The organism is Allobosea sp. FW305-C-101, assembly GCF_058783685.1.
On sequence record NZ_JBYSYT010000002.1, the window covers coordinates 1,058,905 to 1,084,045 of the forward strand.

Genomic DNA, 25,141 nt, shown 5'->3' on the forward strand with positions numbered 1-25,141 from the left:
CGATGCGAACCGCGAGCTACGTCATCTTCTGGGCCCTGACCGCGATCGTCGTCATCGCACTGGTGACCCTGCCGATCAGCCTGCAGGCGCATCTGATCGCCGGCACGATCGTGGTCGGCGCGATGATCGTGCTCAAGTTCCTGCGGCCTTACGGCGTCTGGCGGCTGATCGCGCTCGGCCTGGGAACGGCGATTGTGCTGCGCTACGTCTATTGGCGCACGACCAGCACGCTGCCACCGGTCAACCAGCTCGAGGATTTCATCCCGGGCCTGATCGTCTATCTCGCCGAGCTCTACAATATCGGAATGCTGGGCCTCAGCCTCTTCGTGGTGGCGATGCCACTGCGCAATCGCGAGACGCCGCCGATCGACCTGACGAATGCGCCAACGGTCGACGTCTTCGTGCCCTCCTACAACGAGGAGCCGGAGCTGCTGGCGACGACGCTCTCGGCGGCGCTGGCGATGGACTACCCGCCGGACCGCCTGCAAATCTACCTGCTCGACGACGGCGCCACCGACGAGAAGTGCAATGCCGACGATTTCGCCGCGGCCAGCGCCGCCCGCGAGCGCCGCGCGACGCTGCAGAAGCTCTGCGAGGGGCTTGGGGTCAACTACCTCACCCGCGAGCGCAATATCAGCGCCAAGGCCGGCAATCTCAACAACGGCATCGCGCATTCCAAGGGCGATCTGATCGTCGTCTTCGACGCCGATCATGCTCCGGCACGCAGCTTCCTGACCGAAACGATCGGCTATTTCGGCCAGGACCCGAAGCTCTTCCTGGTCCAGACCCCGCATTTCTTCATCAACCCGGACCCGCTGGAGCGTAATCTCCAGACCTTCCGCTCGATGCCCTCCGAGAACGAGATGTTCTATGGCATCATCCAGCGCGGCCTCGACAAATGGGATGCCTCCTTCTTCTGCGGCTCGGCCGCGGTGCTCAGGCGGGCCGCGCTCGAGACCACGAACGGCTTCTCCGGGCGCAGCATCACCGAGGACGCGGAAACCGCGATCACGCTGCACGCCACCGGCTGGCACAGCGTCTATGTCGACAAGCCGCTGATCGCGGGGCTCCAGCCGGCGACCTTCACCAGCTTCATCGGCCAGCGCTCGCGCTGGGCGCAGGGCATGATGCAGATCCTCATGTTCCACCGCCCGATGTTCAAGCGCGGCCTCTCGCTGCCGCAGCGGCTCTGCTACTCGTCCTCGGCGCTGTTCTGGCTCTTCCCCTTCGCCCGGCTGACCTTCCTCGTCGCGCCGCTGTTCTACCTGTTCTTCGGCCTGGAGATCTTCGTCGCCTCCGGGCCCGAGTTCATCGCCTATGTGCTGAGCTACATGGTGGTGAACCTGATGATGCAGAACTACCTCTATGGCCGCTATCGCTGGCCCTGGATCTCGGAGCTCTACGAGTTCATCCAGTCGGTCTACCTGCTGCCGGCGGTGATCTCGGTCTTGCTCAACCCGAGCAAGCCGACCTTCAAGGTCACCGCCAAGAACGAGTCGCTGGAGACAAGGCGCGTCTCCGAACTCGGCCGGCCGTTCTTCATCATCTTCGCCGTGCTCACGCTCGGCCTCGTCGCGACTTACTGGCGCATCATCACGGAGCCCTACAACGCCGATATCACCTTCGTCGTCGGCATGTGGAACATCCTCAACCTGCTGATGGCGGGCTGCGCGCTCGGCGTCGTTTCCGAGCGCCCGGAAGGGCGCGGCGCACGGCGCTTTGCGGTGAAGCGCCGCGGCGAGATCAGCATCGACGGACGCAAGGCCCGGATCGTCACCGAAAACGTCTCCGTCGACGGCATCGCCGTCCGGGTGATGTCGAAGGAGTTCGACAAGCTGCCGATCGACACCGCCGGTGAGATTGCATTCGAGACCACGATCGACATGCCCGCGGGCGCGCTGCCCGTCCGTGTCCGGCGGCGCGAGCTGGACGACAAAGGCTTGCTGCTCGGCTGCAGCTATGAGCCGACCGAGCCCTTGCATAGCCGCGTCATCGCGGACCTCGCCTTCTCGGACGCCGAGAACTGGAGCCGCTTCCAGAAGGCCCGGCGCCACAACCCCGGCGTGATCCTGGGGACGCTGCGCTTCATGCGCCTCGCCATCTTTCAGGCAAGTCGCGGCCTTTCCTATTTCTTCGGCCTGTACCGCCTGTCCCGTTCGACCACCCGTCCGGGGGCTGCGGAATGACGCGCTTCCGATTTTCCACGCAGCTGGCCGCAATCGCCGCCTCGGCCTTGCTGACCGCCGCGCCGCTCCCGGCGCAGGAAGCCCCGCCCGCCCAGCCGGGGCCGGCGCCGTTCATGATCGCGCCGCCCGCGCAGGCTCCGGCGAGCCCTCCTCCGCCTGCGAGCTCCGCGCCTGCCGCAGCGCCGACGGAGAGCCCGGCAGCACCGCCCCCGGCCCTCCTGTTCAAGCCGCTCCTGCCGGCGGCGCGTGTCACGCTCGAAGGCGAGAGCGACATGCGCAACTGGGCGTTCTACCTGACGCAGGACGAGGCCGCCGCCGAGCTGAACCTCGATATCGCCTTCCAGAACGCGCTCGTGGTCATGCCGGAAGCCTCGCGCCTCACGGTCCGGATCAACGGCGAGCGCGTCAGCGAAATGCCGATCGCCTCGTCCGACCGGCTGAAGCGGACCTCCGTCGCCCTGCGCAAGGGCCTGCTCCGGGCAGGCCAGAACACGATCGGCTTCGAGGCCGTCCAGCGCCATCGCACCGATTGCACGGTCGGCTCGACCTATGAGCTCTGGACCCGCATCGACGGTGCCGGCACGCGCCTGAGCTTCAGGAATGCGAGCGCCCGGCCATCCGCCTTGCGCGGCATCGACGACCTCGCCGCCATCGGCGCCGATGAAGGCGGGCAGACGAACATCGTCATCGTCGCGCCCGGCGCCTCGCGCGGGGTTGCCGCCGGCAGCATCCTCGCCACCGCCCAGGCGCTCGCGCTGCGCGGCCGCTACGGGCAGGTCGCGGTGACGGTGGCCGAGCAAATGCCCGCGCGCATCCGGCCGGGCACGCTCACCGTCGCGCTCGGCACGAACGAGGAGATGCGCACGCTGCTCGGCACGCTCCCCGCCGAAGCGAACGGCCGCAGCTTCCTCGGCTTCGTGCCCGCGCAGAAAAGCGCCGATCTCCTGCTCGTCACCGGCGAGGGCTGGCCCGATCTCGAAGCTCTGATCGCGAAGCTCCTGACCGCGCCGGTATCCCGGCCCGCCAACATCAACCGCAAGACCATGGACACCGCGAGCTGGCACCTGCCGGACGCGCCCTTTATTTCCGACCGCCAGGCGATCCGCTTCTCCGAGCTCGGCATCCCCACGCAGGAATCAACCGGCCGGCGCATGCGCCTGCGCGCGGTCGTCGCGATGCCCGGCGATTTCTATGCCAACGCTTATGGCGAGGCGACGCTCTATCTCGACGGCGCCTATTCGCAGGAGGTCCTGCCCGGCGACAGCCATATCGAGATCTTCGTCAACGGCAATGTCGCGGCGACCGTGCCGCTCAATGCGGCGACGGGCGGGCTCTTCCAGCAATTCCCGATCACCATCCCGCTGCGGCATTTCCAGCCTGGCATCAACGAAATCTGGTTCGAGGCGGTGACGCTGACGAAGTCGGACCTCGCCTGCGGCCCCGGCGCGACGCTGCCGGGCAAGAGCCGCTTCGCCCTGTTCGACACCTCCGTCCTCTCCATGCCCGACTTCGCCAAGATCGGCGTCAGCCCCAACCTCGCGGCGATCGCCGGCACCGGCTTCCCTTATTCGGTCGCGTCGCGCGTCGCCCTGATCATGGGCCGGCAGGACACCGCCAATCTCAGCGCCGCGGCGACGCTGCTCGCGCGCATCGCGCGCAACGCCAGCCGGCCGCTCGCCGTCGATGTCGTGAGCAACCCCGCGCTGGTCGGGGACAGGCCGGCCCTGATCGTCGGCACCGCCGGCCAGATGCCCGCGGGACTGCTGCCGCGCGTCGGCATCGCCGACAATGTCCGCGCCACCTGGCCGCAGCGTGCCGATGCCGTGGTGGTGACGCCGGATGCCGAAGGCGCGGCCGTCTTCGACGCGGTCATCAACCGCCTCCAGGGCCGCGAGGCGACGCCCGAGGCCTCCGGCGGCGCGGCACCGACCACCGAAGCCGTCCGCGACCGCTGGCGCGGCTCGCTCGGCGGCCCGCTGGCCCGTTATTTCGTCGGCTTCGACCAGTGGCTCCAGAGCACCTTCGACCTCTCCTTCGCGCAGTTGCGCGCGCCGTCGCGCGCACCCACGCTCTACGAGCCAGCGGAGGGCACCGAACTCATCGCGGCCCAGGCCGCCGACCCGGAAACGCGGCAAGTCTGGACCGCCTTCATCGCGCGTCGCGACGAGACCCTGCAGAGTGCCGTCAGCCGCGTCGTCTCACCCGGCAACTGGGCCGGCATGGCCGGGCGGATCACCGCCTTCCGCGGCGCCCAGGACGCCCATGTCATCTCGGCCGACAAGACCTCCTTCGTCATGACCCGGCCGTTCAGCCTCACCAATATGCGGCTGGTCTTCGCCAACTGGATGTCCAGCAATATCGGCATCTACGCGCTGGCGCTGCTGCTTGCCTGCATCGGGCTGGGCATCGGAACCTCCCTGATGCTCGGGCGGTTGGGACGGCGATCATGAGATGGATTCTCGCAGCCATGGCAGCCGTCTTCCTCGGCCTCGTGCCGGGCGCATACGCGGCCATCCCCGCCGATGCCTGGACGCTCTACCGGCAGAAATTCGTGACGCCCGAGGGCCGCGTCGTCGACGATGTGAACGGCGGCATCAGCCATAGCGAGAGCCAGGGCTACGGCCTGCTGCTGGCCTGCCTCGCCGACGACCGCGCGACCTTTGCCAAGATCTTTGCCTTCACCCGCACGGAGCTTCTGATCCGCGACGACGGCCTCGCGGCCTGGCGCTGGGACCCGAAGGCGAGCCCCCATGTCACCGACATCAACAATGCCAGCGACGGCGATCTCCTGATCGCGCAGGCCCTGGCCTGCGCCGGTGCGCGCTGGAACATGCCGGCTCATACCGCAGCCGCCCGCCAGATCGCCAACGCGCTGGCCAAGGTCGCGCTCAGGCAACATGCCGGGCAGACCTGGCTGATGCCCGGCGCAGTGGGGTTCTCGGAGAAGGACCGGGCCGACGGGCCGGTGATCAATCCGTCCTACTGGGTGTTCGAAGCCTTTCCGGTGCTGGCCAAGCTGACCGGCGACCAGCGCTGGATGCAGGTGCAGGCCAGCGGGTTGAAGCTGCTCGACGACCTCGCCAAGCGGAAGATGCCGGCGCCCGAATGGCTCTCGATCAAGGCCGCTCCCAAGCCGGCCGAAGGGTTCCCGGCCCAGTTCGGCTACAACGCCATTCGTATTCCGCTTTACCTGTTGCGCGCGGGACTTGGCGACAAGGCGCGCCTTGCGCCGTTCCGCCAGGCCTGGGCCGATGGCACGGCCGTCGTCGATGTGGTCAGCGGCAAGCCGGTCGAGCCGCTGCCGGATGCGGGCTATCGCATCCTCTCCGCCGCGATGGCCTGCGCGCTCGATGGCACGCCGGTGCCGGCCGAGCTCAGGACATTCCAGCCCACCGCCTATTACCCTTCGACGCTGCATCTTCTCGCCCTCTCGATGCTCAGCGAGAGGTATCCGCAATGCCTGTGAAACCCGTCCTCATCGCCGTCACCGTCTCGGGCCTCGCCTTCTACGCGCTCGGCCGCTACGGCCACGACACCGCCTCGCGCGATCCGGCCCAGTCGATGATCCAGCCCGCGCTGGCACAGGCTCCGCAGCAATCGCCGCAGAGCCCGCCCGCTCCGGCAGCGAACGAAATCGCGCAAGCCGCGGCGCAGGACCGCCCGGCAGCGCCCCCATCGCCCGCGCCCAAGGTCGATGAGACCGCCTTGCGCTATTTTGCGGCGCAGGGCGATACCCGCCGCTACGAGGCCGAGCTCGCGCGGCTCAGGGCACTCTATCCGGAATGGAAGCCATCGACCGATCCCGCCTCCCAGGGGCAGGCCGGCGATCCCGAGCTCGAACGGATGTGGCGGCTCTTCGCCGAGGGCAAGCACGGTGAGGTCCGCGCTGCCATCGCCCAGCGTGGCAGTGCCGATCCGAACTGGCGCGCGCCCGCCGATCTCATCGCCCAGCTCGACGCGGCCGAGGCGCGCCAGCGCCTCGTCAACGCATCGAACGCCCGGCAATGGGAGCAAGTCATCCGCCTGGGCACCGAGACGCCGGCCCTGCTGACCTGCGCCAGCGTCGATGCGCTCTGGCGCGTCGCCGAGGCCTTCGTCCAGACCGGCAAGCCCGAGCGGGCCCGCGACGCCTATGCTTACGTCCTGACCAACTGCACCAACCCGGCGGAGCGCGCTGGCACGATGCAGAAGGCGCTCGCCATCCTGCCCGAGACTCTGGTCGATGCGCTTCTTGCCCAGGAGCGGCAGAACGAGTTCGCGAGCATCCGCGACGAGATCGCCCGGCGCCATATCGGCAAGGCCGCCGATGACCCGACCCAGAAGGCGACGGTCGCCGAGATCCAGCGTATCGAGGTCCTCGCCAACGCCGCGACCACGCCCGACGACGCCATCCTGCTCGGCTTCTACACCCTGCATCACGACGAGCCGGGCAAGGCCGCGACCTGGTTCCAAACGGCGTTGACGCGCAATGGCGGCGCCAAGGCGGCCGAGGGGGCCGTTCTCGCGCTGGGCGCGACCAAGAAATATCAGGAAGCCGAGACGCTCGGCGCCCAATGGCTGGAGGCCGGCGCAGCCAACCGCAAAGCCTATCTCGACGTCATCACCGCATTGCTGACCCAGGAGCCGCCGCCGCGTCTCGACCGCACGGTGGTCGAGCGCATCGCCCGGACGGTCGGGCAGGACAAATACGCGCCCGGCGCCGGCGCGCTCGGCTGGTATGCCTATAATGCCGGGCAGACCGCCCCAGCCGGAACCTGGTTCGAGACCGCGCTCTCCTGGGATCGCAACTATGAGCCTGCGGCCTACGGCCTGGCGCTGGTCCGCGAACGGCAGCGTGATCAGGCAGGACTTCGCGCGCTCGTCGCCGAATGGGGCAGCCGCTCGCAGCGGATCGCGGAGGTGCTCAATCCCCGCCGTGCGCGCCCGGCAGCGACCGCCGAGCGTCCCGTGGAAATCCGTGAAGTCCCGCGTCCGGACACGGTCGCCGAGCCGATCGGACAGCGTCCAGTTCCCAGGGCACGCACCCGCCGCGAAAGCCCGGTCGAGCGCGAGGAGGTGGCAACCGCCGGGCGCACGGCGGCGCCCCGCACCGTTAGCGGCAATTGCGGCAACGGCAGCTCCGGCGCTGCCGCCTTGCAGCGCGGCTGGTGCCTGCTCAATCTCAAGCGTCCGGTCGCCGCGGCTCAGGCCTTCGAGGCGGCGCGGCGCAGCGGCAATGCCGAGGTTGCGGCCGATGCCGCCACCGGCCTGACCTATGCGAAGATCCAGCAAGGCCTGACCAGCGAAGCTGTGGCCGCGGCCGGCGCCACCAACCTGCCGCCCGCACGTCGCCGGGAACTTGCCACCTTGCTCCTGTCGGAACGGTTCTATGCCCAGTACGACGCGAAGGATTTCAACGGCGCGCTGCTCACCCTGTCGGAACGGCGCCGGCACGCGCCCGAGACGACCGACCTGATGCTGATGCGTGGCTGGGCCTATTACAATCTCGGGCGCTACGACGATGCCGGACGCATCTTCGAGACCCTGTACAAGGTGAACAGGTCGTCCGAGGCCCTGTCGGGCATCACGGCGATCCGCGACGCCACCCGCCTCAACCGGTACTGAGGCGGGAATCGGCCACTTTCCGGGTGATGACGGCCGTTGCGACGGGGCGAAACGCCGGCACCAGATTGATCCGCGGCCGCGTCAACAGTATTCCTCTTGTCGACAAGAGGATTCCCCATGAAAGCCAACAAGACCAAGGCCGCGCCCGCCCCGGAGCGCAAGCGCGGCTCGGGCGTGAAATTCGTCTATGACCTGCTGCGCAATGAAATCCTCGATCTCGTCCTGCCGCCCGGCAGCCCGATCGACGAGGTGCAGCTTGCCGAGCGCTTCAGCATGTCGCGCACGCCGATCCGCGAGGCGCTGGTGCGTTTGGCCGGCGAAGGGCTGATCGACACGCTGCCGAACCGCTCGACCATGGTGGCGAATCTCGACTTCCTCAACATGTCGCCCTTCTTCGACGCGCTGACGCTGATGTACCGCGTGACGACCCAGCTTGCCGCGCAGAACCGTCGTCCGGCCGACCTGGAGGCGATCCAGGCCCGGCAGGCGGAATTCGCCGCCGCAGTGAAGGCGCAGGATGCCCTGGCGATGATCGCCACCAACGCCGCCTTCCATGCCGCCATCGCCGACGCCGGCCGCAACCCCTATTTCAACAGCCTGTTCAGCCGCCTTCTCGACGAGGGCCGCCGCTTTCTGCGGCTCTACTACCAGTCCTATGACGACCGGCTGCCCCAGCAATTCGTCGACGAGCATGAGGCCATGATCGCCGCGATCGTGGCGCGCGACATGGCGTTGGCCGATCGCCTGGGCAAGGCTCACGCCGAACAGATCGTTCAGCAGATTCAAAAGCTTATGATCGGAGAGGACAGACTCGACGTTACGCTCTGAGCTTTTTGCGTAATTCTTGTCGACAAAGAATATGCAAAGCGCTATAAAGCGCTCGGGAGGAGCGCGTCGCGTCGCGACGGGGTCTCCGCAGGAACGACAGCCAAAAGGAGACCGAGATGAAGGCCCAGATTTTCTCCGGCGTGATCCCCGCGCTGATGACCCCGTGCAAGGCGGACCGTACGCCCGATTTCGACGCGCTGGTGCGCAAGGGCAAGGAGCTGATCGCCGCCGGCATGTCCGCCGTCGTGTATTGCGGCTCGATGGGTGACTGGCCGCTCCTGACCGATGCCCAGCGGATGGAAGGCGTCGAGCGCCTGGTGAAGGCCGGCATCCCGGTCATCGTCGGCACCGGTGCGGTCAACACCGCTTCCGCCGTCGCCCATGCCGCCCACGCCCAGAAGGTCGGCGCCCAGGGCCTGATGGTGATCCCGCGCGTCCTCTCGCGCGGCTCGGTAATCACCGCCCAGAAGGCTCATTTCAAGGCGATCCTGACCGCTGCGCCGGGCCTGCCGGCCGTGATCTACAACAGCCCCTATTACGGCTTCGCCACCCGCGCCGACCTGTTCTTCGCGCTCCGCGCCGACCATCCGAACCTCGTCGGCTTCAAGGAATTCGGCGGTGCCGACGACATGCGCTATGCGGCCGAGAACATCACCAGCCGCGACGACGACGTCTCGCTGATGATCGGCATCGACACCACCGTCGTCCATGGCTACGTCAATTGCGGCGCGACCGGCGCGATCACCGGCATCGGCAATGTCCTGCCGAAGGAAGTGCTCCATCTCTGCAAGCTCTCGGTCGCCGCCGCTGCCGGCGACGCCGAGGCGCGCCGCCGCGCCCTGGAGCTGGAGCAGGCGCTCGGCATCCTCTCCTCCTTCGATGCGGGCCCGGACCTCGTCCTGTTCTTCAAGCACATGATGGTGATGAAGGGCGACGCGGAATACACGCTGCACTTCAACGAGACCGATGCGCTGAGCGACAGCCAGCGCGGCTATTGCGAAGCCCAGCTCAAGCTGTTCGACGCCTGGTATGCCGATTGGTCGAAGCAGGACGCCGTGCGGAAATACGCGGCCTGATCCTGCAACCCTGCGCGGCGGAAGACCTTCCGCCGCGCGTCGAAAAGCTCCATGCCGGGCGTGTCCGGGCGGCTCGCCGGCCGCGGACGACATTTCAGCCCGCATTCGTGAAACGCATCCGCAGATGGCCAAGCCCGATGTCATCGTCATAGGCGCCGGCGTGGTCGGCCTCTCCGCCGCGATCGCGGCGCAGGGGCGCGGCCTTGCGGTCACCGTACTGGACAAGACCGGGCCGGCCGCGGGCGCCTCCGCCGGCAATGCCGGTGCCTTCGCCTTCACCGACATCCTGCCGCTGGCCTCGCCCGGCATCCTGCGCAAGGCGCCGAAATGGCTCCTCGACCCGCTCGGGCCGCTTTCGGTGCCGCCGGCCTATGCGCTCCGGATCGCACCCTGGATGTTCCGCTTCTGGCGCGCCTGCTCTCCGGCCCGCGTCGCGCATTCCACGACGGCGCAGACCGCCCTGATGGACCTGTCCAAGGCGGAGCTCGAACCCTTCCTGCAGGAAACCGGCACCTTCAAGATGTTGCGCAAGGACGGCAATCTCCAGGTCTACGAGGGCAAGGCCGAGCTGGAGGCTTCCCTGCCCGGCTGGCAGGCCCGCGAGGAGCACGGCATCGCCTTCCGGCATCTCGACGCCGACGGCATGGCCGCGATCCAGCCCGGCCTCGCCCCGCGCTTCACCCACGGCACCTTCACCCCCGGCTGGTATTCGATCGCCGACCCGCAGGGCTATACGCTGGCGTTGGCCGAGCATTTCCGCGCCCGCGGCGGCATCATCGAGCGGCTTGAGGTCGAAAGCCTGCAGCCGCTCGGCGACGGCATAGCGGTCCATATCCGCGGCGGCCGCTCGCGCCAGGCCGCGCAGGTCGTCCTTGCGGCCGGTGCCTTCTCCCATCGCATCGCCCACAGCCTCGGCGAGCGCATCCCGCTCGAGACCGAGCGCGGCTACAACACCACGCTGCCGCCCGATGCCTTCGACCTGCGCACGCAGGTCACCTTCGGCGGCCACGGCTTCGTCGTCAGCCGGCTCTCGATCGGTATCCGCGTCGGCGGCGCCGTCGAGCTCGGCGGGCTCGACCTGCCCCCGAATTTTCGCCGCTCGGAGGCGATGCTGGCCAAGGCCCGCGCCTTCCTGCCCGGCCTCAGGCCCGATGACGGCGTGCAATGGATGGGCTTCCGCCCCTCGCTGCCGGACAGCCTGCCGGCGATCGGCCGCGCTCGCGCCACGCCGCGCGTGGTCTACGCCTTCGGTCATGGCCATCTCGGCCTGACGCAATCGGCCGGCACCGCCCGGCTCGTCGCCGATCTCTTGACCGATCGGCCCCCAGTTATCGATATCGCTTCCTTCTCACCGCAGCGCTTCTGAGAGACGAAGGCCATGGCCAGCCACACCTTCTCCTGCATCGACGGTCACACTTGCGGCAATCCGGTGCGCCTCGTCTCCGGCGGCGGCCCGCGGCTCGAAGGCAACACCATGCTGGAGAAGCGCGCGCATTTCCTGCGCGAGTTCGACTGGATCCGCACCGGCCTGATGTTCGAGCCGCGCGGCCACGACATGATGTCGGGCTCGATCCTCTACCCGCCGACCCGCCCCGATTGCGATGTCGCCGTGCTGTTCATCGAGACCTCCGGCTGCCTGCCGATGTGCGGCCACGGCACCATCGGCACCATCACCATGGGCATCGAGAATGGGCTGATCACCCCGCGCGAACCGGGCAGGCTCTCGATCGACGCCCCCGCCGGCAAGGTCGATATCAGCTACCGCCAGGAAGGTCGCTTCGTCGAGGAGGTTCGCCTGACCAATGTACCGGGCTTCCTCTATGCCGAGGGCCTGACGGCCGAGGTCGAGGGCCTCGGCGAGATCGTGGTCGATGTCGCCTATGGCGGCAATTTCTATGCCATCGTCGAGCCGCAGAAGAACTTCCGGGACATGGCCGACCATACCGCCGGCGAGCTGATCGGCTGGTCGCCGAAGCTGCGCGCCGCGCTGAACAAGAAATACGAGTTCGTCCATCCCGAGCACCCTGAGATCAAGGGGCTCAGCCACATCCAGTGGACCGGCAAGGCGACGAAGCCCGAGGCCCATGCCCGCAACGCCGTGTTCTATGGCGACAAGGCGATCGACCGCTCGCCCTGCGGCACCGGCACCTCGGCCCGCATGGCCCAGCTCGCTGCCAAGGGGAAGCTCGCGGTGGGCGACGAGTTCGTGCATGAATCGATCATCGGCTCGCTGTTCAAGGGCCGCGTCGAGGCTGCCGTGACCGTCGCCAACCGGCCCGCGATCATCCCTTCCATCGCCGGCTGGGCCCGGATGACCGGCTACAACACGATCTTCATCGACGATCGCGACCCCTTCGCCCACGGCTTCGTCGTGACGTAAGGGGGCTCCGCAGCTCGCTTCACTTCACAGAGTGCTTTTCTGTTCGATGCCTTAGGCATCGGCGACGATAACGCGCCCGACGACGTTGGACAGCGCGGTCAGAGCCGGCAACCGCCTCGCCTTCCTGTCGGTCACGATGGCGGAAACCCGGTCGAGCTCGCAGAAGCGAACGCGGCTCGTGACGCCGATCTTGGAATGGTCGGCAATCAGGACGACGCTGGCCGAATTGGCGACCATGGCCCGGGCGATCTCGGCGGTGTGCTCGAAGAAATTGGTCGCTGCGCCATCCACATCGACGCCAAAGGGCGACAGCAGCGCCACATCGGCCTTGAAGCGGTAGATGTCGTTGATCGTGGACGCGCCGCCGGTCTCCGGCGGCTCATGCACGATGGCGCCACCGAGCAGGAAGACGCGGCTGCCCATCCTCTGCTGGGTCGAGGCCATGCTGGTCGCAACCTGCAGCGAGTTCGTGAGGATGTTGAGCTCGGGAACGCTCTTCAGCTCCTCCGCCAGCGCCGCCGTTGTGGTCCCCCCGTCGAGAAACAACGTCTGGCCGCTTTTGATCAGGGCCAGCGCAGCCAGCGCGATAGCGCGCTTTTCCTGCAGCCGGACAGTGGAACGGGCGCCGTAGGACGCATCCTGCTCTGCGGGAAGGCTGACCGCACCACCGTGGATGCGCCGCAACCGGCCGTCCCGCTCCATGGCGACGAGATCGCGGCGGATCGACTCGTTCGAGACATCGAACTCCTGCGCGAGCCGCTCGACCGAAACGCTACCGAACGTCTCGAGAAGCGTGCCGATGCGCTGCTTTCGATCGCCTTGCCACATGTGCAATCGCCTCCTCCGCAACGCTCATGGCACCGCTCGGGGCGGCACACAACCAGAGCCCTCATGAATTACACATAAATACACATTGCCACAGATATCCACAAATGCTAAGCCATCTCCAGAGCGATCGGGGATCACGAATGCGCGCCGGGAACAATCAGGACGAGTGGCTGGCTTTCGCCCTCCAACTAGCGACGGAGAGCGGCGCGATCCTGCGCGAGGCAGCGACCGTGCGCCCCGATGTCGAGGTCAAGCCCGATCGCAGCTTCGTCACCGCACTCGACGCCCGCATCGAACGGCGCATGCGCGAGATGCTGGCCGACCGCTTTCCGAGCCACGGCATCATCGGCGAGGAGGAGGATCCCTCCGATCGCGATGCCGACCTGGTCTGGGTGCTCGATCCGATCGACGGCACCGCCGCCTTCATCGCCGGCCTGCCGGTCTACGGCTCGCTGATCGCGCTGATGCGGGAGGGTGAACCGATCCTGGGGATCATCGACCATCCGATCACCGGCGACCGCTGGATCGGCGTCAAGGGCAGCCCCACCACGCATAACGGCCGCCCCTGCCGCACCCGCGCCTGCGGCGCGCTCGGCGAGGCCATCCTGTCCGCCAGCAATCCCGACTTCTTCGACGCGGAAGAGACCCCGGCCCTCGACGCCATGCGCGCGGCGACCGCCTGGCGCATCTGGGGCGGCGCCTGCATGAGCTTCGGCCTGCTCGCGAGCGGGCGGACCGATGCCGCCTTCGACACGCGCCTGAAACTCTGGGATTTCGCACCCTTCCGCCCGATCATCGAAGGCGCCGGCGGCGTCATCACCGATTGGGACGGACGGCCGATCGACCACCAGACGGGCAAGCGCATCATGGCGGCCGGCGATCCGGCCCGCCATCGCGAGATGCTGGGACTCGTCGAGACCGCGATGAAGCGCTAAGCCGACTACAGAACATTCGCTCCGAGACGGCGCCGATCCGCCGGAGCTTCCTTTTGGAGGGGAACGCCATGGGTATCGCGATCGAGGATCTGGCCGTCGCCTATGGCGGGCAGCGCGTCATCGACGGGCTTGCGCTGACGATCGAGCCGGGCACGTTCTTCACGCTGCTCGGCCCGTCCGGCTGCGGCAAGACCACGCTCCTGCGCACCATCGCCGGCTTCGTCCCGGCCGAGCGCGGCCATATGCGCTTCGGCGGCACCGAGGTGACGCATCTGCCGCCGCACAAGCGCGATATCGGCATGTGCTTCCAGGACTACGCGCTCTTCCCGGACAAGACCGTCTTCGACAACGTCGCCTACGGCCTGCGCGCCCGCAAGCTGGCGGAGAGCGCGATCAAGCCCAAGGTTCAGGCAGCGCTGGAGCGTGTCGGCCTCGGCCATCTGGGCGCCCGTCATCCGGCCGCGCTCTCCGGCGGCCAGCGCCAGCGCGTCGCGCTCGCCCGCGCTCTCGTCATCCAGCCGAAGGTGCTGCTGATGGACGAGCCGCTCTCCAATCTCGACGCCAAGCTGCGCCTGCAGGTGCGCGAGACCATCGTCGAGCTCCAGCGCGAGGCGAAGATCACCACGGTCTTCGTCACCCATGACCGGGAGGAGGCACTCGCCATGTCCGACCGGATCGGCGTGATGAACCAGGGCCGGCTCGAGCAGGTCGGCACCCCCGCCCAGATCTACCGCGAGCCGCGCACCGGCTATGTCGCGGATTTCGTCGGCGGCGCCAATATCGTCGCGGTCGAGACCGCCGCGCGGCAGGCCGGCGAGACCGCGACCATCGCGCTCGACGGCGCCGCCATCACGGCCCGCGCCCCGGCCGCCCTCGCCGCCGGCAAGGCGAGGCTGGTGGCCCGCCCCGAGGACATCCTGCTGGCCGAGCCCGGCACGGCCGGCACGCTGCCGGGCAAGATCGCGCATCGCCAGTATCTCGGCGGCAAGACCAGCTACAAGGTCGCGCTCGACAGCGGCCGCGTGCTCGCGGTCGACCTGCAAAGCGGCGCGCATGACCGCTTCGAGCCCGGCGCGGCCGTCGGCCTCGGCTTCGACCCCGCCCGCACGCTGGTGCTCGCGTCATGACCCGCCAGTTCAGCTCGATCTGGTTCTGGTTCTCTGCGCTGGCGCTGGCGATCCTGGCCGTCTTCCTGCTCTATCCCCTGCTCAACGTCCTGACCGGCTCGATCGGCAGCGGCGGCCGCAACGGCTGGGTGACGCTCGCTGGCGACCCCAAATATTTCGCCGCCATCGTCAACACCATCGTGCTCGGCATCGCGGTGACGCTGACCACGACGCTGATCGGCGTGCCGCTCGCCTATTTCACGGCGCGTTTCGACTTTCCCGGCAAGGGCATCGTCGCGGTGCTGCCGCTGGTCACGCTGGTCATCCCCGAGGTCATCGCCGCCCAGACCTGGCTGATGATGCTCGGCAATAACGGCTTCATCACCCGTTGGCTCGGCGGCCACGGCATCGACATGCCGAGCTTCTACGGCTGGCCCGGCCTGATCACGGTGATGACCTTCACCTATTACACCTACACCTATATCGGCACGCTCGCCGCCATCCGCGGCTTCGACGTGCAGCTCGAGGAAGCTGCCCAAAGCCTCGGCACCTCGCCCGCCCGCTCGCGCCTCAACGTCATGCTGCCGGTGGTGCTGCCCTCGGTTCTCGCGAGCGCGCTCCTGGTCTTCACGCTGGTCGTCGGCAATTTCGCGACCGCCACCATCCTCGGCAGCCGCGTGCCGCTGCTCTCGGTCCTGACCTATCAGGCCGCCGTCGCCGAGGGCGGCTCCGACCCGGTGATGCAGTCGACGCTCGCCACCGTCTCGATCGCGCTCGTGATGATCGTGCTCTTCGTCCAGCGCTGGATCGTCTCGCGCGGCCGCCACGAGGTCACGCAAGGCCGCGGCGCCCGCGCCGAGAAGCTGCGTGGCCTGCCGGGCCTCTTCATCGGGCTTGCCGCCGGGCTCCTCGTCATCGTCTCGCTGCTGCCGCTGGGCTCGATCGTCGTCGGCGCCTTCACCGTCTCGCGCGGCCCGGTCATGCGCTGGGGCGAGTGGACCACGGCCCATGTCGAGCGCCTCGTCAGGATCGCGCCCGATCCGGTGATCAACACCCTGCTCTATTCAGCCGCCGCGACCGCGATCGGCATCACCTTCTCGGCCATCGTCAGCTACCTCATCGTCAAGAAGCGCAACATCCTGACGCCCGCGCTCGACTACCTGACGGCGCTGCCGCTGGCCCTCTCCGGCACGATCATCGGCATCGGCCTGATCATGTCCTTCAACACCGGCTTCCTGCCGCTCACCGGCACGGCCAGCATCATCGTGCTCGCCTATGTCGTGCGCCGCCTGCCCTTCGGCATCCGCAACTCGTCCTCGACGCTCTACAACATCCCGAACTCGATCGAGGAAGCCTCGATCAGCCTCGGCGTGCCACCGGTCTCGACCTTCTTCAAGGTCGTGCTGCCCTTGATGCTGCCGGCCGTCGCCGCCGCGGCGGTGCTGACCTGGACGACCACCGTCGCCGAGCTCTCGGCCTCGATCATCGTCTATTCCGGCGGGCGCGAGACCATGCCGATCCAGATCTACAAGCTGATCGACTCCAACCTGATGGCTCCTGCCTCGGCCTATGGGCTCGTGCTGGTCGCAGTGATCCTGATCCCGATCATCGTCGCGACCCGCGTCTTCAAGATCGACCTGTTCTCGTCGAAGAGCTGAACGAACCGAACAACACAAGGCCGGGCCGGCACCGCCTGCCGCCCGCGCTCAGAGGGGAAGGCGGAATGAAAGGAACGACCATGACCCACCTGATCGACCGCCGCACCGTGCTCGCCGGCCTCGCCGGCATGGCCGCCGCACCCGCATTCGCCCAGAGCGCCTCGGGCACCGTCGTGCTCTACACCTCCAACAACGCGCAGTCCGTCGATGCCGTGCTCGGCGTCGCCAAGGAGAAGCAGCCCAACCTGAAGATCAGCACGATCACCGGCGGCTCGGGCCAGCTGCTGCGCCGCATCGAGGCCGAGGCCGCCAAGCCCCAGGCCGACATCTTCTGGAGCTCCAGCGCCAATACGCTCGGCGCCTTCAAGCAGCTCTTCGAATCCTATGCCTCCCCGGCCGCGTCCGCCATTCCGGCCGCGCTGCGCCACCCGGAGAACCTCTGGACCGCCTCGAACGTCCATCTCGTCGTGGCGATGATCAACAAGAACCAGCTCGGCGGGAAGCCAGCGCCGAAGACCTGGAAGGACCTGATCGACCCCGCCTTCAAGGGCAAGATCATCATCGCCGACCCCGCCAACAGCTCGACCGCCTTCACCATCCTCTGGGGCGTCGACAAGCTGATGGGTCCGGACGGCCTCAAGGCGCTCGCCGCGAACCTGACCGTCTCCAGCGCCGCCTCGACGGTGCTGCGCGCCGTCGGCCAGGGCGAGTTCGCCATGGGCCTGACCTTCGAGTCGAACGCCTATGCCTATGTCGCCGGCGGCCAGCGCGAGATCTCGCTGCTCTACCCGGCCGAGGGCACCTTCTCGACGCCGGAGTTCCAGGTGCTGGTCAAGGGCGCGCCGGCCGGCGCCGCCGCCAAGGCGGCGTATGACCTGATGCTGTCGAAGGAAGCGCAGATCGCCCTGCTGGAGAACGCCTTCCGCCGCCCGAGCCGCAGCGACATCGACGTCTCCAAGCATGTCGAATTGCCCGCCATGGAAAGCGTCAAGGTCTTCGCCATCGACGAGGACGAGGCCGCCGCCAAGCGCGACGAGTTCCTCAAGCGCTGGCAGTCCTACGGCACCGCCACGAAGTAAGCGGGCCGCCGCTTCGGCAGGTCCGGAACGGGGCGGTATCGCAACAGCTCTCAGGCGCCTCCGGGCGCCTGATTTCGTTTGAGGAGCCGCCCGGTTGAAGCCACCTCACTGCGCTTCGTCCTCGCCCCGGCGGATCAGGAAGACCGCGGCGCCCGCACTCATCAGCGCGAGGCAGAACCAGGTCAGCGCATAGATCAGGTGCGTGTTGCGAAAGCTGACCTGGGTCATGCCGCCCTGCGGCAGCGGGCCGGGTTCGGAAGATGTGTCGGCATCGACGAAATAGGGTGCGACCACGCCCAGCCCTCGCGCTGTCGCGATCCCGGCGACATCCCGCGAATACCAGCGGCCGGCAGCGGGATCGTTGCTGCGCAGGAAGCCGCCACCGGGCTCACTCAGACGCAACAGGCCGACCACCTTCGTGTCTGCCGCCCGCCGCTCGCTCGCGTTGCGCCGGTCCTCCGGCACGAAGCCGCGGTTGACCAGCACGGTGAAGCCGGCATCGCTGCGGAACGGCGCCATCACCCAGAAGCCGGGCCCGCGCTCCGTCACCGCCATGGTCAGCGTCTCCGGTGCATCGAGATAGCGGCCTTGCAGCAAGACGCGGCGGTATTCGTCGGTGGCTGCGCTGATCTTCGACCACTCCGCCGACCCCGGCGCCGCGACGGGGGCAGCATGAATCCGTGCTGCGACGCGGGCGATCAGGTCGAGCTTCCAGCTGCGGCGTTCAATCTGCCAGATCCCGAGCCCGGCGAAGACCAGTGCAAACACACCAAGCGCGGTCGCAAAGACAAACCGGGCCACTCGCGGACGGCGCCTCACTCCTGTTTCCAGCGGCGTCATCGTCGCGCTTCCAGAGGCTGCTGGGCTGCTCGCTGTGGGGAGGCGAATGGCGGTATTTTCGAGAACCGGAGCGGAGCGCACATCGGTACGTAAGCGCCGGAAGCGCAGGAAACACCGTCAGTCGGCCGCCACAGCAGAGCGGGCAAGCGGGCTCTCACATCCTGTGCATGTCCGGCATCATGTTGGTGTTGAGGTGGTACATCACCCACAGGGAGCCGGCGAGCACGATCACCACGATGACGATGGTGAAGATCAGGCCCATCATGTTCCAGCCGCCCTCGGAACGGCCGTTCATGTGCAGGAAATAGACCATGTGCACGACGATCTGCACGGCCGCGAAGGCCATGATCACGATCGCCGTCAGCGTCGCGTTCCCCAGCACGTCGTTCATGACGAGCCAGAACGGGATCGCCGTCAGGACGACCGAGAGCAGGAAGCCGGTGACATAGCCGCGCAGGCTGCCATGCGGGGCATGGTCGTCGCCATGGGCGCCATGCGGCTCGGCGTGCGGGTCGACGTGGCTTTGGGAACCGCTCATTTCAGCACGCCCATCAGATAGACGAAGGTGAAGACGCCGATCCAGATGACGTCGAGGAAGTGCCAGAACATCGAGAGGCACAGCAGCCGGCGCCGGTTGGCCTCGATCAGCCCGCGCTTCGAAACCTGCACCATCAGCACCGTCAGCCAGATCAGGCCGAAGGTGACGTGCAGGCCGTGGGTGCCCACCAGCGTGAAGAACGAGGACAGGAAGGCGCTGCGCATCGGCGTCGCGCCTTCGCGGATGAGATGCGCGAACTCGTAGAGCTCGATCGCCAGGAAGGCGAGGCCGAAGAGCCCGGTGACGAGGAGCCAACGCTGCATCAGCGCCTGCTTGCCCTTGTCCATGGCCAGCATGGCAAAGCCGTAGGTGATCGAGGAGAACAGGAGCATCGCCGTGTTGACCGCGACCAGCCTGAGATCGAACAGGTCGGCCCCTGAAGGTCCCGCCGCGTAGTTGCGCCCGAGCACGCCATAAGTCGCGAAGAGGACTGCGAAGATCAGGCAGTCGCTCATCAGGTAGAGCCAGAAGCCGAGCATGGTCGAGCCGCCGGAATGGGCGTGCTCGTCCCCGGTGACGTAGAATGCCGGAACGCTCGCGGCCTGTGCCTGTGCTTTCGCCTTGGCCATCATCGCCCCTCAGGCCCGTCCGAGCTGTCGGCTGCGCGCTTCTTCTTCTTGCACGATCGCCTCAGTGGGAATGTGGAAGTCGCGGTCGTAGTTGAAGCTATGCGCGATCGCGGTCGCGACCACGCCGACGAAGGTCAGCGCCGCCAGCCACCAGATGTACCAGATCAGCGCGAAGCCGCAGATCGTGGCGAGCCCGGCGATGATCACGCCAGCGCCCGTGTTCCGGGGCATGTGGATCGGCCTGAAGCCGCCGAGCGGGCGCCGGTAGCCGCGCTTCTTCATGTCGGCCCAGGCATCGAGTTCATGCACGATCGGCGTGAACGCGAAATTATAGGCCGGCGGCGGCGAGGAGGTCGACCATTCCAGCGTGCGCCCGTCCCATGGGTCGCCGGTCGTGTCGCGCAATGGCTCGCGCCTGATGATGCTGACCGCGATCTGGATGATGAAGCAGAGGATGCCGAGCGCGATCAGCACGGCGCCGAAGGCCGCGATCACGAACCAGATCTGCAGCGAGGGGTCCTCGAAGCGGCTGAGACGCCGCGTCACGCCCATCAGGCCGAGAATATAGAGCGGCATGAAGGCGACGTAGAAGCCGATCACCCAGAACCAGAAGGAGAGCAGGCCCCAGAACTTATCGAGCTTGAAGCCGAAAGCCTTGGGGAACCAGTAGGCGATGCCGGCGAAGACGCCGAAGACCACGCCGCCGATGATGACGTTGTGGAAATGGGCGATCAGGAACAGGCTGTTATGCAGGATGAAATCGGCCGGCGGCACGGCGAGCATCACACCGGTCATGCCGCCGATGACGAAGGTGATCATGAAGGCGAGCAGCCACAGCATCGGCAATTCGAAGCGGATGCGACCGCGATACATTGTGAACAGCCAGTTGAAGATCTTCGCGCCCGTCGGGATCGAGATGATCATCGTCGTGATGCCGAAGAAGGAATTCACGCTGGCGCCGGAGCCCATCGTGAAGAAATGGTGCAGCCAGACGAGATAGGACAGGATGGTGATGACCACCGTCGCATAGACCATCGAGGCATAGCCGAAGAGGCGCTTGCCGCAGAAGGTCGAGGCCACCTCCGAATAAACGCCGAAGATCGGCAGGATCAGGATGTAGACCTCCGGGTGGCCCCAGATCCAGATCAGGTTCACGTACATCATCGGGTTGCCGCCGAGATCGTTCGTGAAGAAATTCGTGCCGACATAGCGGTCGAGCGTGAGCAGCGCGAGCGTGGCCGCCAGGATCGGGAAGGTCGCGACGATCAGCACGTTGGTGCACAGCGACGTCCAGGTGAAGACCGGCATCTTCATCATGTCCATGCCGGGCGCGCGCATCTTCACGATGGTCGCGATCAGGTTGACGCCGGACAGGGTCGTGCCCACGCCCGCGATCTGCAGGGCCCATAGGTAGTAGTCCATGCCCACCCCGGGCGAGTAGGCGGCCCCCGAGAGCGGCGGATAGGCGAGCCAGCCGACCTTGGCGAATTCGCCGACGAAGAGCGACATCATCACCAGCACGGCGCCGCCGACCGTCATCCAGAACGAGAAATTGTTGAGGAACGGGAAGGCGACGTCGCGCGCGCCGATCTGCAGCGGCACGACATAGTTCATCAGGCCGGTGACGAAGGGCATCGCCACGAAGAAGATCATGATCACGCCATGCGCCGTGAAGATCTGGTCGTAATGGTGCGGCGGCAGGTAGCCCTCATTGCCGGCAAAGGCGATCGCCTGCTGGCCGCGCATCATCAGCGCGTCGGCGAAGCCGCGCAGCAGCATGATCACGCCGAGGATCATGTACATGATCCCGATCTTCTTGTGGTCCACGCTGGTGAACCACTCATGCCAGAGATAACCCCAGAGCCTGTAGCGGGTGACCAGCGCGACGAGCGCGAGGCCGCCGAGCGCCACCACGGCGAAGGTCCCGATCAGGATCGGCTCGTGATAGGGGATCGCTTCAAGGGTGAAGCGGCCGAAGATCAGCTTCCACCAGTCGGGATAGGTCATCGCTCACTCGCCTAGTTGGCGGCGCGGGCGGTGACGCCCGCGGTGCCGTAGACATCGGTCGGCGTGCAGATCGCCGTCACGAACGGGCGCGGCGGCATCGGCTGCCCGCCCCGGCGCACGCTCTTGTCGTATTCGAGCTGCGCGACGATATGGATGCCCTCCTTGCCGCCGCCGCCCTTGGCGTCCAGCGCCATCATGTCGCGCGTGCACATCTTGGCCCGGTCGACGCACATGTTGAGGACGGCGCTGAACAGATCGGACGGGATGTCGCGGAAATAGCGCACAGCCTCGCGCTCGCTCGGGCGCTCCAGCACGAGATATTCCTCGCGCCCGAGCGTGCTGCCGTTGCGGATCGCGCCCTGCACCCAGTCGCCGAAGCCCTTGTCGTCGACGCCGCGGAAGCGGAAGCGCATGTCGGAGAAGCCGGCGCCGCTGTAATTGGCCGAGAAGCCCTCGAACTCGCCGGCATGGTTGATCACGGCGTTGAGCTTGGTCTGCATGCCCGGCATCGCGTAGATCTGGCCGGCAAGCGCGGGAATGAAGAGCGAGTTCATCACCGAGGACGAGGTGATGCGGAACTCGATCGGCTGATCGACCGGCGCCACCACCTCGTTGAGCGAGGCGATGCCCTGCGCCGGGTAGAGGAACAGCCATTTCCAGTCGAGCGCGACGACCTGGATGACGAGTGGTTCCTTCTTGACCCCGTTGCCGCCGGCCTTGGCCTCGACCACCGGCTTGCTGGCGCTGATCCGGTTGAGCGGGCGATAGGGATCGAGCAGATGCGTGCCCATCCAGGTCATGGCGCCCAGGATGACGATGATCAGCAGCGGCACCGACCAGATCACCACCTCCAGCGGCAGCGAGTGGTTCCAGTCCGGGTCGTAGCTCGCCTTGGCCGAGGCGCGGTAGCGCCAGGCGAAGAAGATCGTCAGCGCCATCACCGGCACGATGACCAGCAACATCAGCGCCGTCGAGGCGAGCAGGAGGTTTCGCTGCTGCAACGCAACATCGCCGGATGGGCCGAGCAGGACCATCTGGCAGCCGCCGAGCAGCGCGAACAACGGCAAAATCGATAGAGTTCGAAAGATTCTCAAGAGACTCGAGACCTCCCTGATCCGGGACCGCCGTTCTCTATTCCCATTCTCCCGCACTGCACATCGGACAATCTGTCCCATTGCGGCGGTTTGACGGGTGGCTTCTATCCACCGTATCCATTTGCAGGAGGTGCGGGCAAGTCCGGTTCTGACGGCCGGCCCGCCAAAGAGGAATTCGCGGTCATGAGCGCTGACGCGGCGAGCCGTTCATCGAGTCACAAGACAGGCGAGCACGGCCACGGCCATGTGGCACCGACCGATATCGCGCTCGGCGTCATCATCGGGCGAACCTCGGAATATTTCGACTTCTTCGTCTTCGGGCTGGGCTGCGTGCTGGTCTTCCCCGAGCTGGTCTTCCCCTTCGCCGACCGACTGACCGGTACGCTCTACGCCTTCGGCATCTTCGCGCTGGCCTTCGTCACCCGTCCGATCGGCTCGGTGCTGTTCTTCGCGATCGACCGGCGCTACGGCCGCGGGACCAAGCTCACGGCCGCGCTCTTCCTGCTCGGCGGCTCGACGGCGGCGATTGCCTTCCTGCCGGGCTATGCGACGCTCGGCATCTGGTCGATCGTCATCCTCGCCGGCTTCCGCCTGCTGCAGGGCATCGCGCTCGGCGGCGCCTGGGATGGCCTGTCCTCCTTGCTCGCCCTCAACGCTCCGCCGAACCGCCGCGGCTGGTACGCGATGCTTCCGCAGCTCGGCGCGCCCTTCGGCTTCATCCTCGCCGCCGGTCTCTTCGCCTATTTCGAGGGCGCGCTCTCCAGGGAGGACTTCCTCAGCTGGGGCTGGCGCTATCCGTTCTTCGTCGCGCTGACGATCAATGTCGTCGCGCTCTTCGCCCGCCTGCGCATGGTCGCGACCCCTGAATTCGCCGAGCTGATGCAGACCCGCGAATTGATGCCGGTTCCGGTGGTGGAGCTCATCCGCGTCCACGGCAGCACGCTCATCCTCGGCGCCTTCGTCCCCCTGGCGAGCTTCGCGCTCTTCCACCTCGTCACCATCTTCCCGGTCAGCTGGATCAACCTTTTCACCAACCGTTCGGTCTCGGAGTTCCTGCTGGTGCAGAGCGCGGGCGCCGTCGTCGGCGCCGGCGCGGTCGTGACCTCCGGCCTGATCGCCGACCAGATCGGCCGCCGCAACACGCTCCTGCTCTCGGGCGGCATGATCGCGCTGTTCAGCCTGTCCAGCATCGTCGCGCCGCTGCTCTTCGGCGACAGCCTCGCCGGCCAGACGATCTATGTCATCGTCGGCTTCGGCCTGCTCGGCCTCGCCTATGGCCAGACCGCCGGCGCGGTCGCGTCGAGCTTCAAGCCGCAATACCGCTATACCGGCGCAGCCCTGACCTCCGACCTCGCCTGGCTGATCGGCGCCGGCTTCGCCCCGCTGGTGGCGCTGACGCTGTCCAGCGCCTTCGGTCTCGCCTGGGTCGGGCTCTACCTGCTCTCCGGCGCGCTCTGCACGCTGGCGGCTCTGTGGATCGATCGGCGGCTGGAAGCGCGCTACGAATAGCGCGCCACGTCCGTCTCAGCCCTGCCGATACAGGAAACGGTCCGGCTGGACCGGCTCCTCGCGCAGGCCCATGCGCTGCACCCGGTAGAGATGCTTGGTGAAGGCCAGCGCATCGGCGCGCGAAAGTTCGCGGCCCCGATAATAGGCCTCCATCTCGACCCGTACGGCCTCCGGCGGATGGCGCGCGATCTTGCCGGCGACCTCGCGGGCCGTCGCCATCAGGGCATCCGGCGCGACGACCCTGTTGACCAGACGATGCGACAGGGCCTCCTCGGCCTCCATCGGCTCGCCGGTCAGAAGCATCCACATCGCGACCGTATGCGGCAGTTGCAGGCCGAGCCGCGAGGTGCCGCCAGCCCCGCCCATGCCATAGGCGATCTCGGGGAAGCCGAATTTCGCGTTGGTCGAGGCGATCCGGATATCGGTCAGCGAGAGCAGGTAGATCATGCCCTGCCCGAGGCACCAGCCATTGACCGCGCCGATGATCGGCTTGAAGCGCTCCAACGCGAGAACGTCGCGCGACCAGGAAAAATCATGCGGCGTCTCGCCCTCGCCATTATGCGGCCAGAGATGATCGGCGAGCTCGTCGCGCGAGGTGGTGCCGCGCTTGTAGCTGGTCTTGATGTCGTCGCCGGCGCAGAAGCCGCGCTCGCCCGCCCCGGTCAGGATGCCGCAGCGGATCGAGGTGTCCGCCAGGAAGTCCTTCAGCGCGAGGAAGAGCTCCTTGTGGATCATCGGATTGGTCGGGTTCACCGACCCGTTCTCGATGGTGAAGACGGCGATGTCGCCATCCTTCTCGTAGCGAAGCGGCAAGGCGGTTCTCCTTCGGCGCGGAAACTCGAAA

20 protein-coding genes are annotated in these 25,141 nt (G+C 67.1%); 13 read left to right on the forward strand and 7 right to left on the reverse strand.

The genetic code is table 11. The features are described from left to right. The first annotated feature begins 2 nt into the window (after window positions 1-2). The 8 genes from bcsA (at window position 3) to AC3WMA_RS12735 (ending at window position 12,074) form a co-directional block, all read left to right on the forward strand. Window positions 3-2,186, forward strand: a complete 2,184-nt coding sequence (gene bcsA, locus AC3WMA_RS12700; RefSeq protein ID WP_492285710.1) for a UDP-forming cellulose synthase catalytic subunit — start codon at window positions 3-5, stop codon at window positions 2,184-2,186. Continuing rightward, a complete protein-coding gene (locus tag AC3WMA_RS12705; protein ID WP_492285711.1) occupies window positions 2,183-4,636 on the forward strand; it encodes a cellulose biosynthesis cyclic di-GMP-binding regulatory protein BcsB in 2,454 nt (817 codons plus the stop codon). Before bcsA ends, AC3WMA_RS12705 begins: the two co-directional genes overlap by 4 nt. Continuing rightward, entirely contained in the window at window positions 4,633-5,652 is a 1,020-nt protein-coding gene (locus AC3WMA_RS12710) for a family 8 glycosyl hydrolase (protein WP_492285712.1), read from the forward strand. Before AC3WMA_RS12705 ends, AC3WMA_RS12710 begins: the two co-directional genes overlap by 4 nt. Further along, window positions 5,643-7,790 (forward strand): tetratricopeptide repeat protein, encoded by a 2,148-nt coding sequence (locus AC3WMA_RS12715; protein WP_492285713.1) that lies wholly within the window; start codon window positions 5,643-5,645, stop codon window positions 7,788-7,790. The genes AC3WMA_RS12710 and AC3WMA_RS12715 overlap by 10 nt, the downstream gene beginning before the upstream one ends. Window positions 7,791-7,907: 117 nt before the next feature. Next, window positions 7,908-8,618 carry a GntR family transcriptional regulator gene (locus AC3WMA_RS12720; RefSeq protein WP_492285714.1) on the forward strand — a complete coding sequence of 237 codons (711 nt, stop codon included), beginning with the start codon at window positions 7,908-7,910 and terminating at the stop codon, window positions 8,616-8,618. A 116-nt stretch (window positions 8,619-8,734) separates the two neighbouring features. Then, a complete protein-coding gene (locus AC3WMA_RS12725) occupies window positions 8,735-9,694 on the forward strand; it encodes a dihydrodipicolinate synthase family protein (protein WP_492285715.1) in 960 nt (319 codons plus the stop codon). Window positions 9,695-9,818: 124 nt separating this feature from the next. Further along, window positions 9,819-11,060: an NAD(P)/FAD-dependent oxidoreductase gene (locus AC3WMA_RS12730; RefSeq protein WP_492285716.1), complete on the forward strand. Its 1,242-nt coding sequence runs from the start codon at window positions 9,819-9,821 to the stop codon at window positions 11,058-11,060. A 12-nt stretch (window positions 11,061-11,072) separates the two neighbouring features. Further along, on the forward strand, window positions 11,073-12,074 hold the full coding sequence (locus AC3WMA_RS12735; protein WP_492285717.1) for a 4-hydroxyproline epimerase: 1,002 nt from the start codon (window positions 11,073-11,075) through the stop codon (window positions 12,072-12,074). A gap of 51 nt (window positions 12,075-12,125) precedes the next feature. Here AC3WMA_RS12735 and AC3WMA_RS12740 read toward each other — a convergent pair whose 3' ends face one another. After that, complete coding sequence (locus AC3WMA_RS12740) at window positions 12,126-12,902, reverse strand: DeoR/GlpR family DNA-binding transcription regulator (RefSeq protein WP_492285718.1); 777 nt, start codon at window positions 12,900-12,902, stop codon at window positions 12,126-12,128. A gap of 140 nt (window positions 12,903-13,042) precedes the next feature. On the opposite strand from AC3WMA_RS12740, the gene AC3WMA_RS12745 reads away from it, so the two are divergent. The 4 genes from AC3WMA_RS12745 (at window position 13,043) to AC3WMA_RS12760 (ending at window position 17,680) form a co-directional block, all read left to right on the forward strand. Then, complete coding sequence (locus AC3WMA_RS12745) at window positions 13,043-13,837, forward strand: inositol monophosphatase family protein (protein WP_492285719.1); 795 nt, start codon at window positions 13,043-13,045, stop codon at window positions 13,835-13,837. Between the two features lie 68 nt (window positions 13,838-13,905). Next, on the forward strand, window positions 13,906-14,964 hold the full coding sequence (locus tag AC3WMA_RS12750; protein ID WP_492285720.1) for an ABC transporter ATP-binding protein: 1,059 nt from the start codon (window positions 13,906-13,908) through the stop codon (window positions 14,962-14,964). Beyond that, window positions 14,961-16,601, forward strand: a complete 1,641-nt coding sequence (locus AC3WMA_RS12755; RefSeq protein ID WP_492285721.1) for an ABC transporter permease — start codon at window positions 14,961-14,963, stop codon at window positions 16,599-16,601. The genes AC3WMA_RS12750 and AC3WMA_RS12755 overlap by 4 nt, the downstream gene beginning before the upstream one ends. A gap of 80 nt (window positions 16,602-16,681) precedes the next feature. After that, on the forward strand, window positions 16,682-17,680 hold the full coding sequence (locus AC3WMA_RS12760) for an extracellular solute-binding protein (protein WP_336810448.1): 999 nt from the start codon (window positions 16,682-16,684) through the stop codon (window positions 17,678-17,680). 105 nt (window positions 17,681-17,785) lie between these two features. On the opposite strand, the gene AC3WMA_RS12765 is transcribed toward AC3WMA_RS12760, so the two are convergent. The 5 genes from AC3WMA_RS12765 to cyoA all read right to left on the reverse strand — a co-directional run bounded on the left by AC3WMA_RS12765 (window position 17,786) and on the right by cyoA (window position 22,788). Further along, complete coding sequence (locus AC3WMA_RS12765) at window positions 17,786-18,520, reverse strand: SURF1 family protein (protein ID WP_492285722.1); 735 nt, start codon at window positions 18,518-18,520, stop codon at window positions 17,786-17,788. Window positions 18,521-18,674: 154 nt separating this feature from the next. Further along, entirely contained in the window at window positions 18,675-19,058 is a 384-nt protein-coding gene (gene cyoD, locus AC3WMA_RS12770) for a cytochrome o ubiquinol oxidase subunit IV (RefSeq protein WP_492285723.1), read from the reverse strand. Next, on the reverse strand, window positions 19,055-19,687 hold the full coding sequence (gene cyoC / locus AC3WMA_RS12775; protein ID WP_492285724.1) for a cytochrome o ubiquinol oxidase subunit III: 633 nt from the start codon (window positions 19,685-19,687) through the stop codon (window positions 19,055-19,057). The genes cyoD and cyoC overlap by 4 nt, the downstream gene beginning before the upstream one ends. Before the next feature lie 9 nt (window positions 19,688-19,696). Further along, on the reverse strand, window positions 19,697-21,694 hold the full coding sequence (cyoB, locus tag AC3WMA_RS12780; protein WP_492285725.1) for a cytochrome o ubiquinol oxidase subunit I: 1,998 nt from the start codon (window positions 21,692-21,694) through the stop codon (window positions 19,697-19,699). A gap of 11 nt (window positions 21,695-21,705) precedes the next feature. Next, window positions 21,706-22,788 (reverse strand): ubiquinol oxidase subunit II, encoded by a 1,083-nt coding sequence (gene cyoA, locus AC3WMA_RS12785; protein ID WP_492285726.1) that lies wholly within the window; start codon window positions 22,786-22,788, stop codon window positions 21,706-21,708. A 183-nt stretch (window positions 22,789-22,971) separates the two neighbouring features. On the opposite strand from cyoA, the gene AC3WMA_RS12790 reads away from it, so the two are divergent. Further along, window positions 22,972-24,297 carry an MFS transporter gene (locus AC3WMA_RS12790; RefSeq protein WP_492285727.1) on the forward strand — a complete coding sequence of 442 codons (1,326 nt, stop codon included), beginning with the start codon at window positions 22,972-22,974 and terminating at the stop codon, window positions 24,295-24,297. Window positions 24,298-24,312: 15 nt separating this feature from the next. Here the strand turns inward: AC3WMA_RS12790 and AC3WMA_RS12795 are convergent, their stop codons facing one another. Further along, window positions 24,313-25,110, reverse strand: a complete 798-nt coding sequence (locus tag AC3WMA_RS12795; RefSeq protein WP_492285728.1) for an enoyl-CoA hydratase/isomerase family protein — start codon at window positions 25,108-25,110, stop codon at window positions 24,313-24,315. Between the last annotated feature and the right edge of the window lie 31 nt (window positions 25,111-25,141).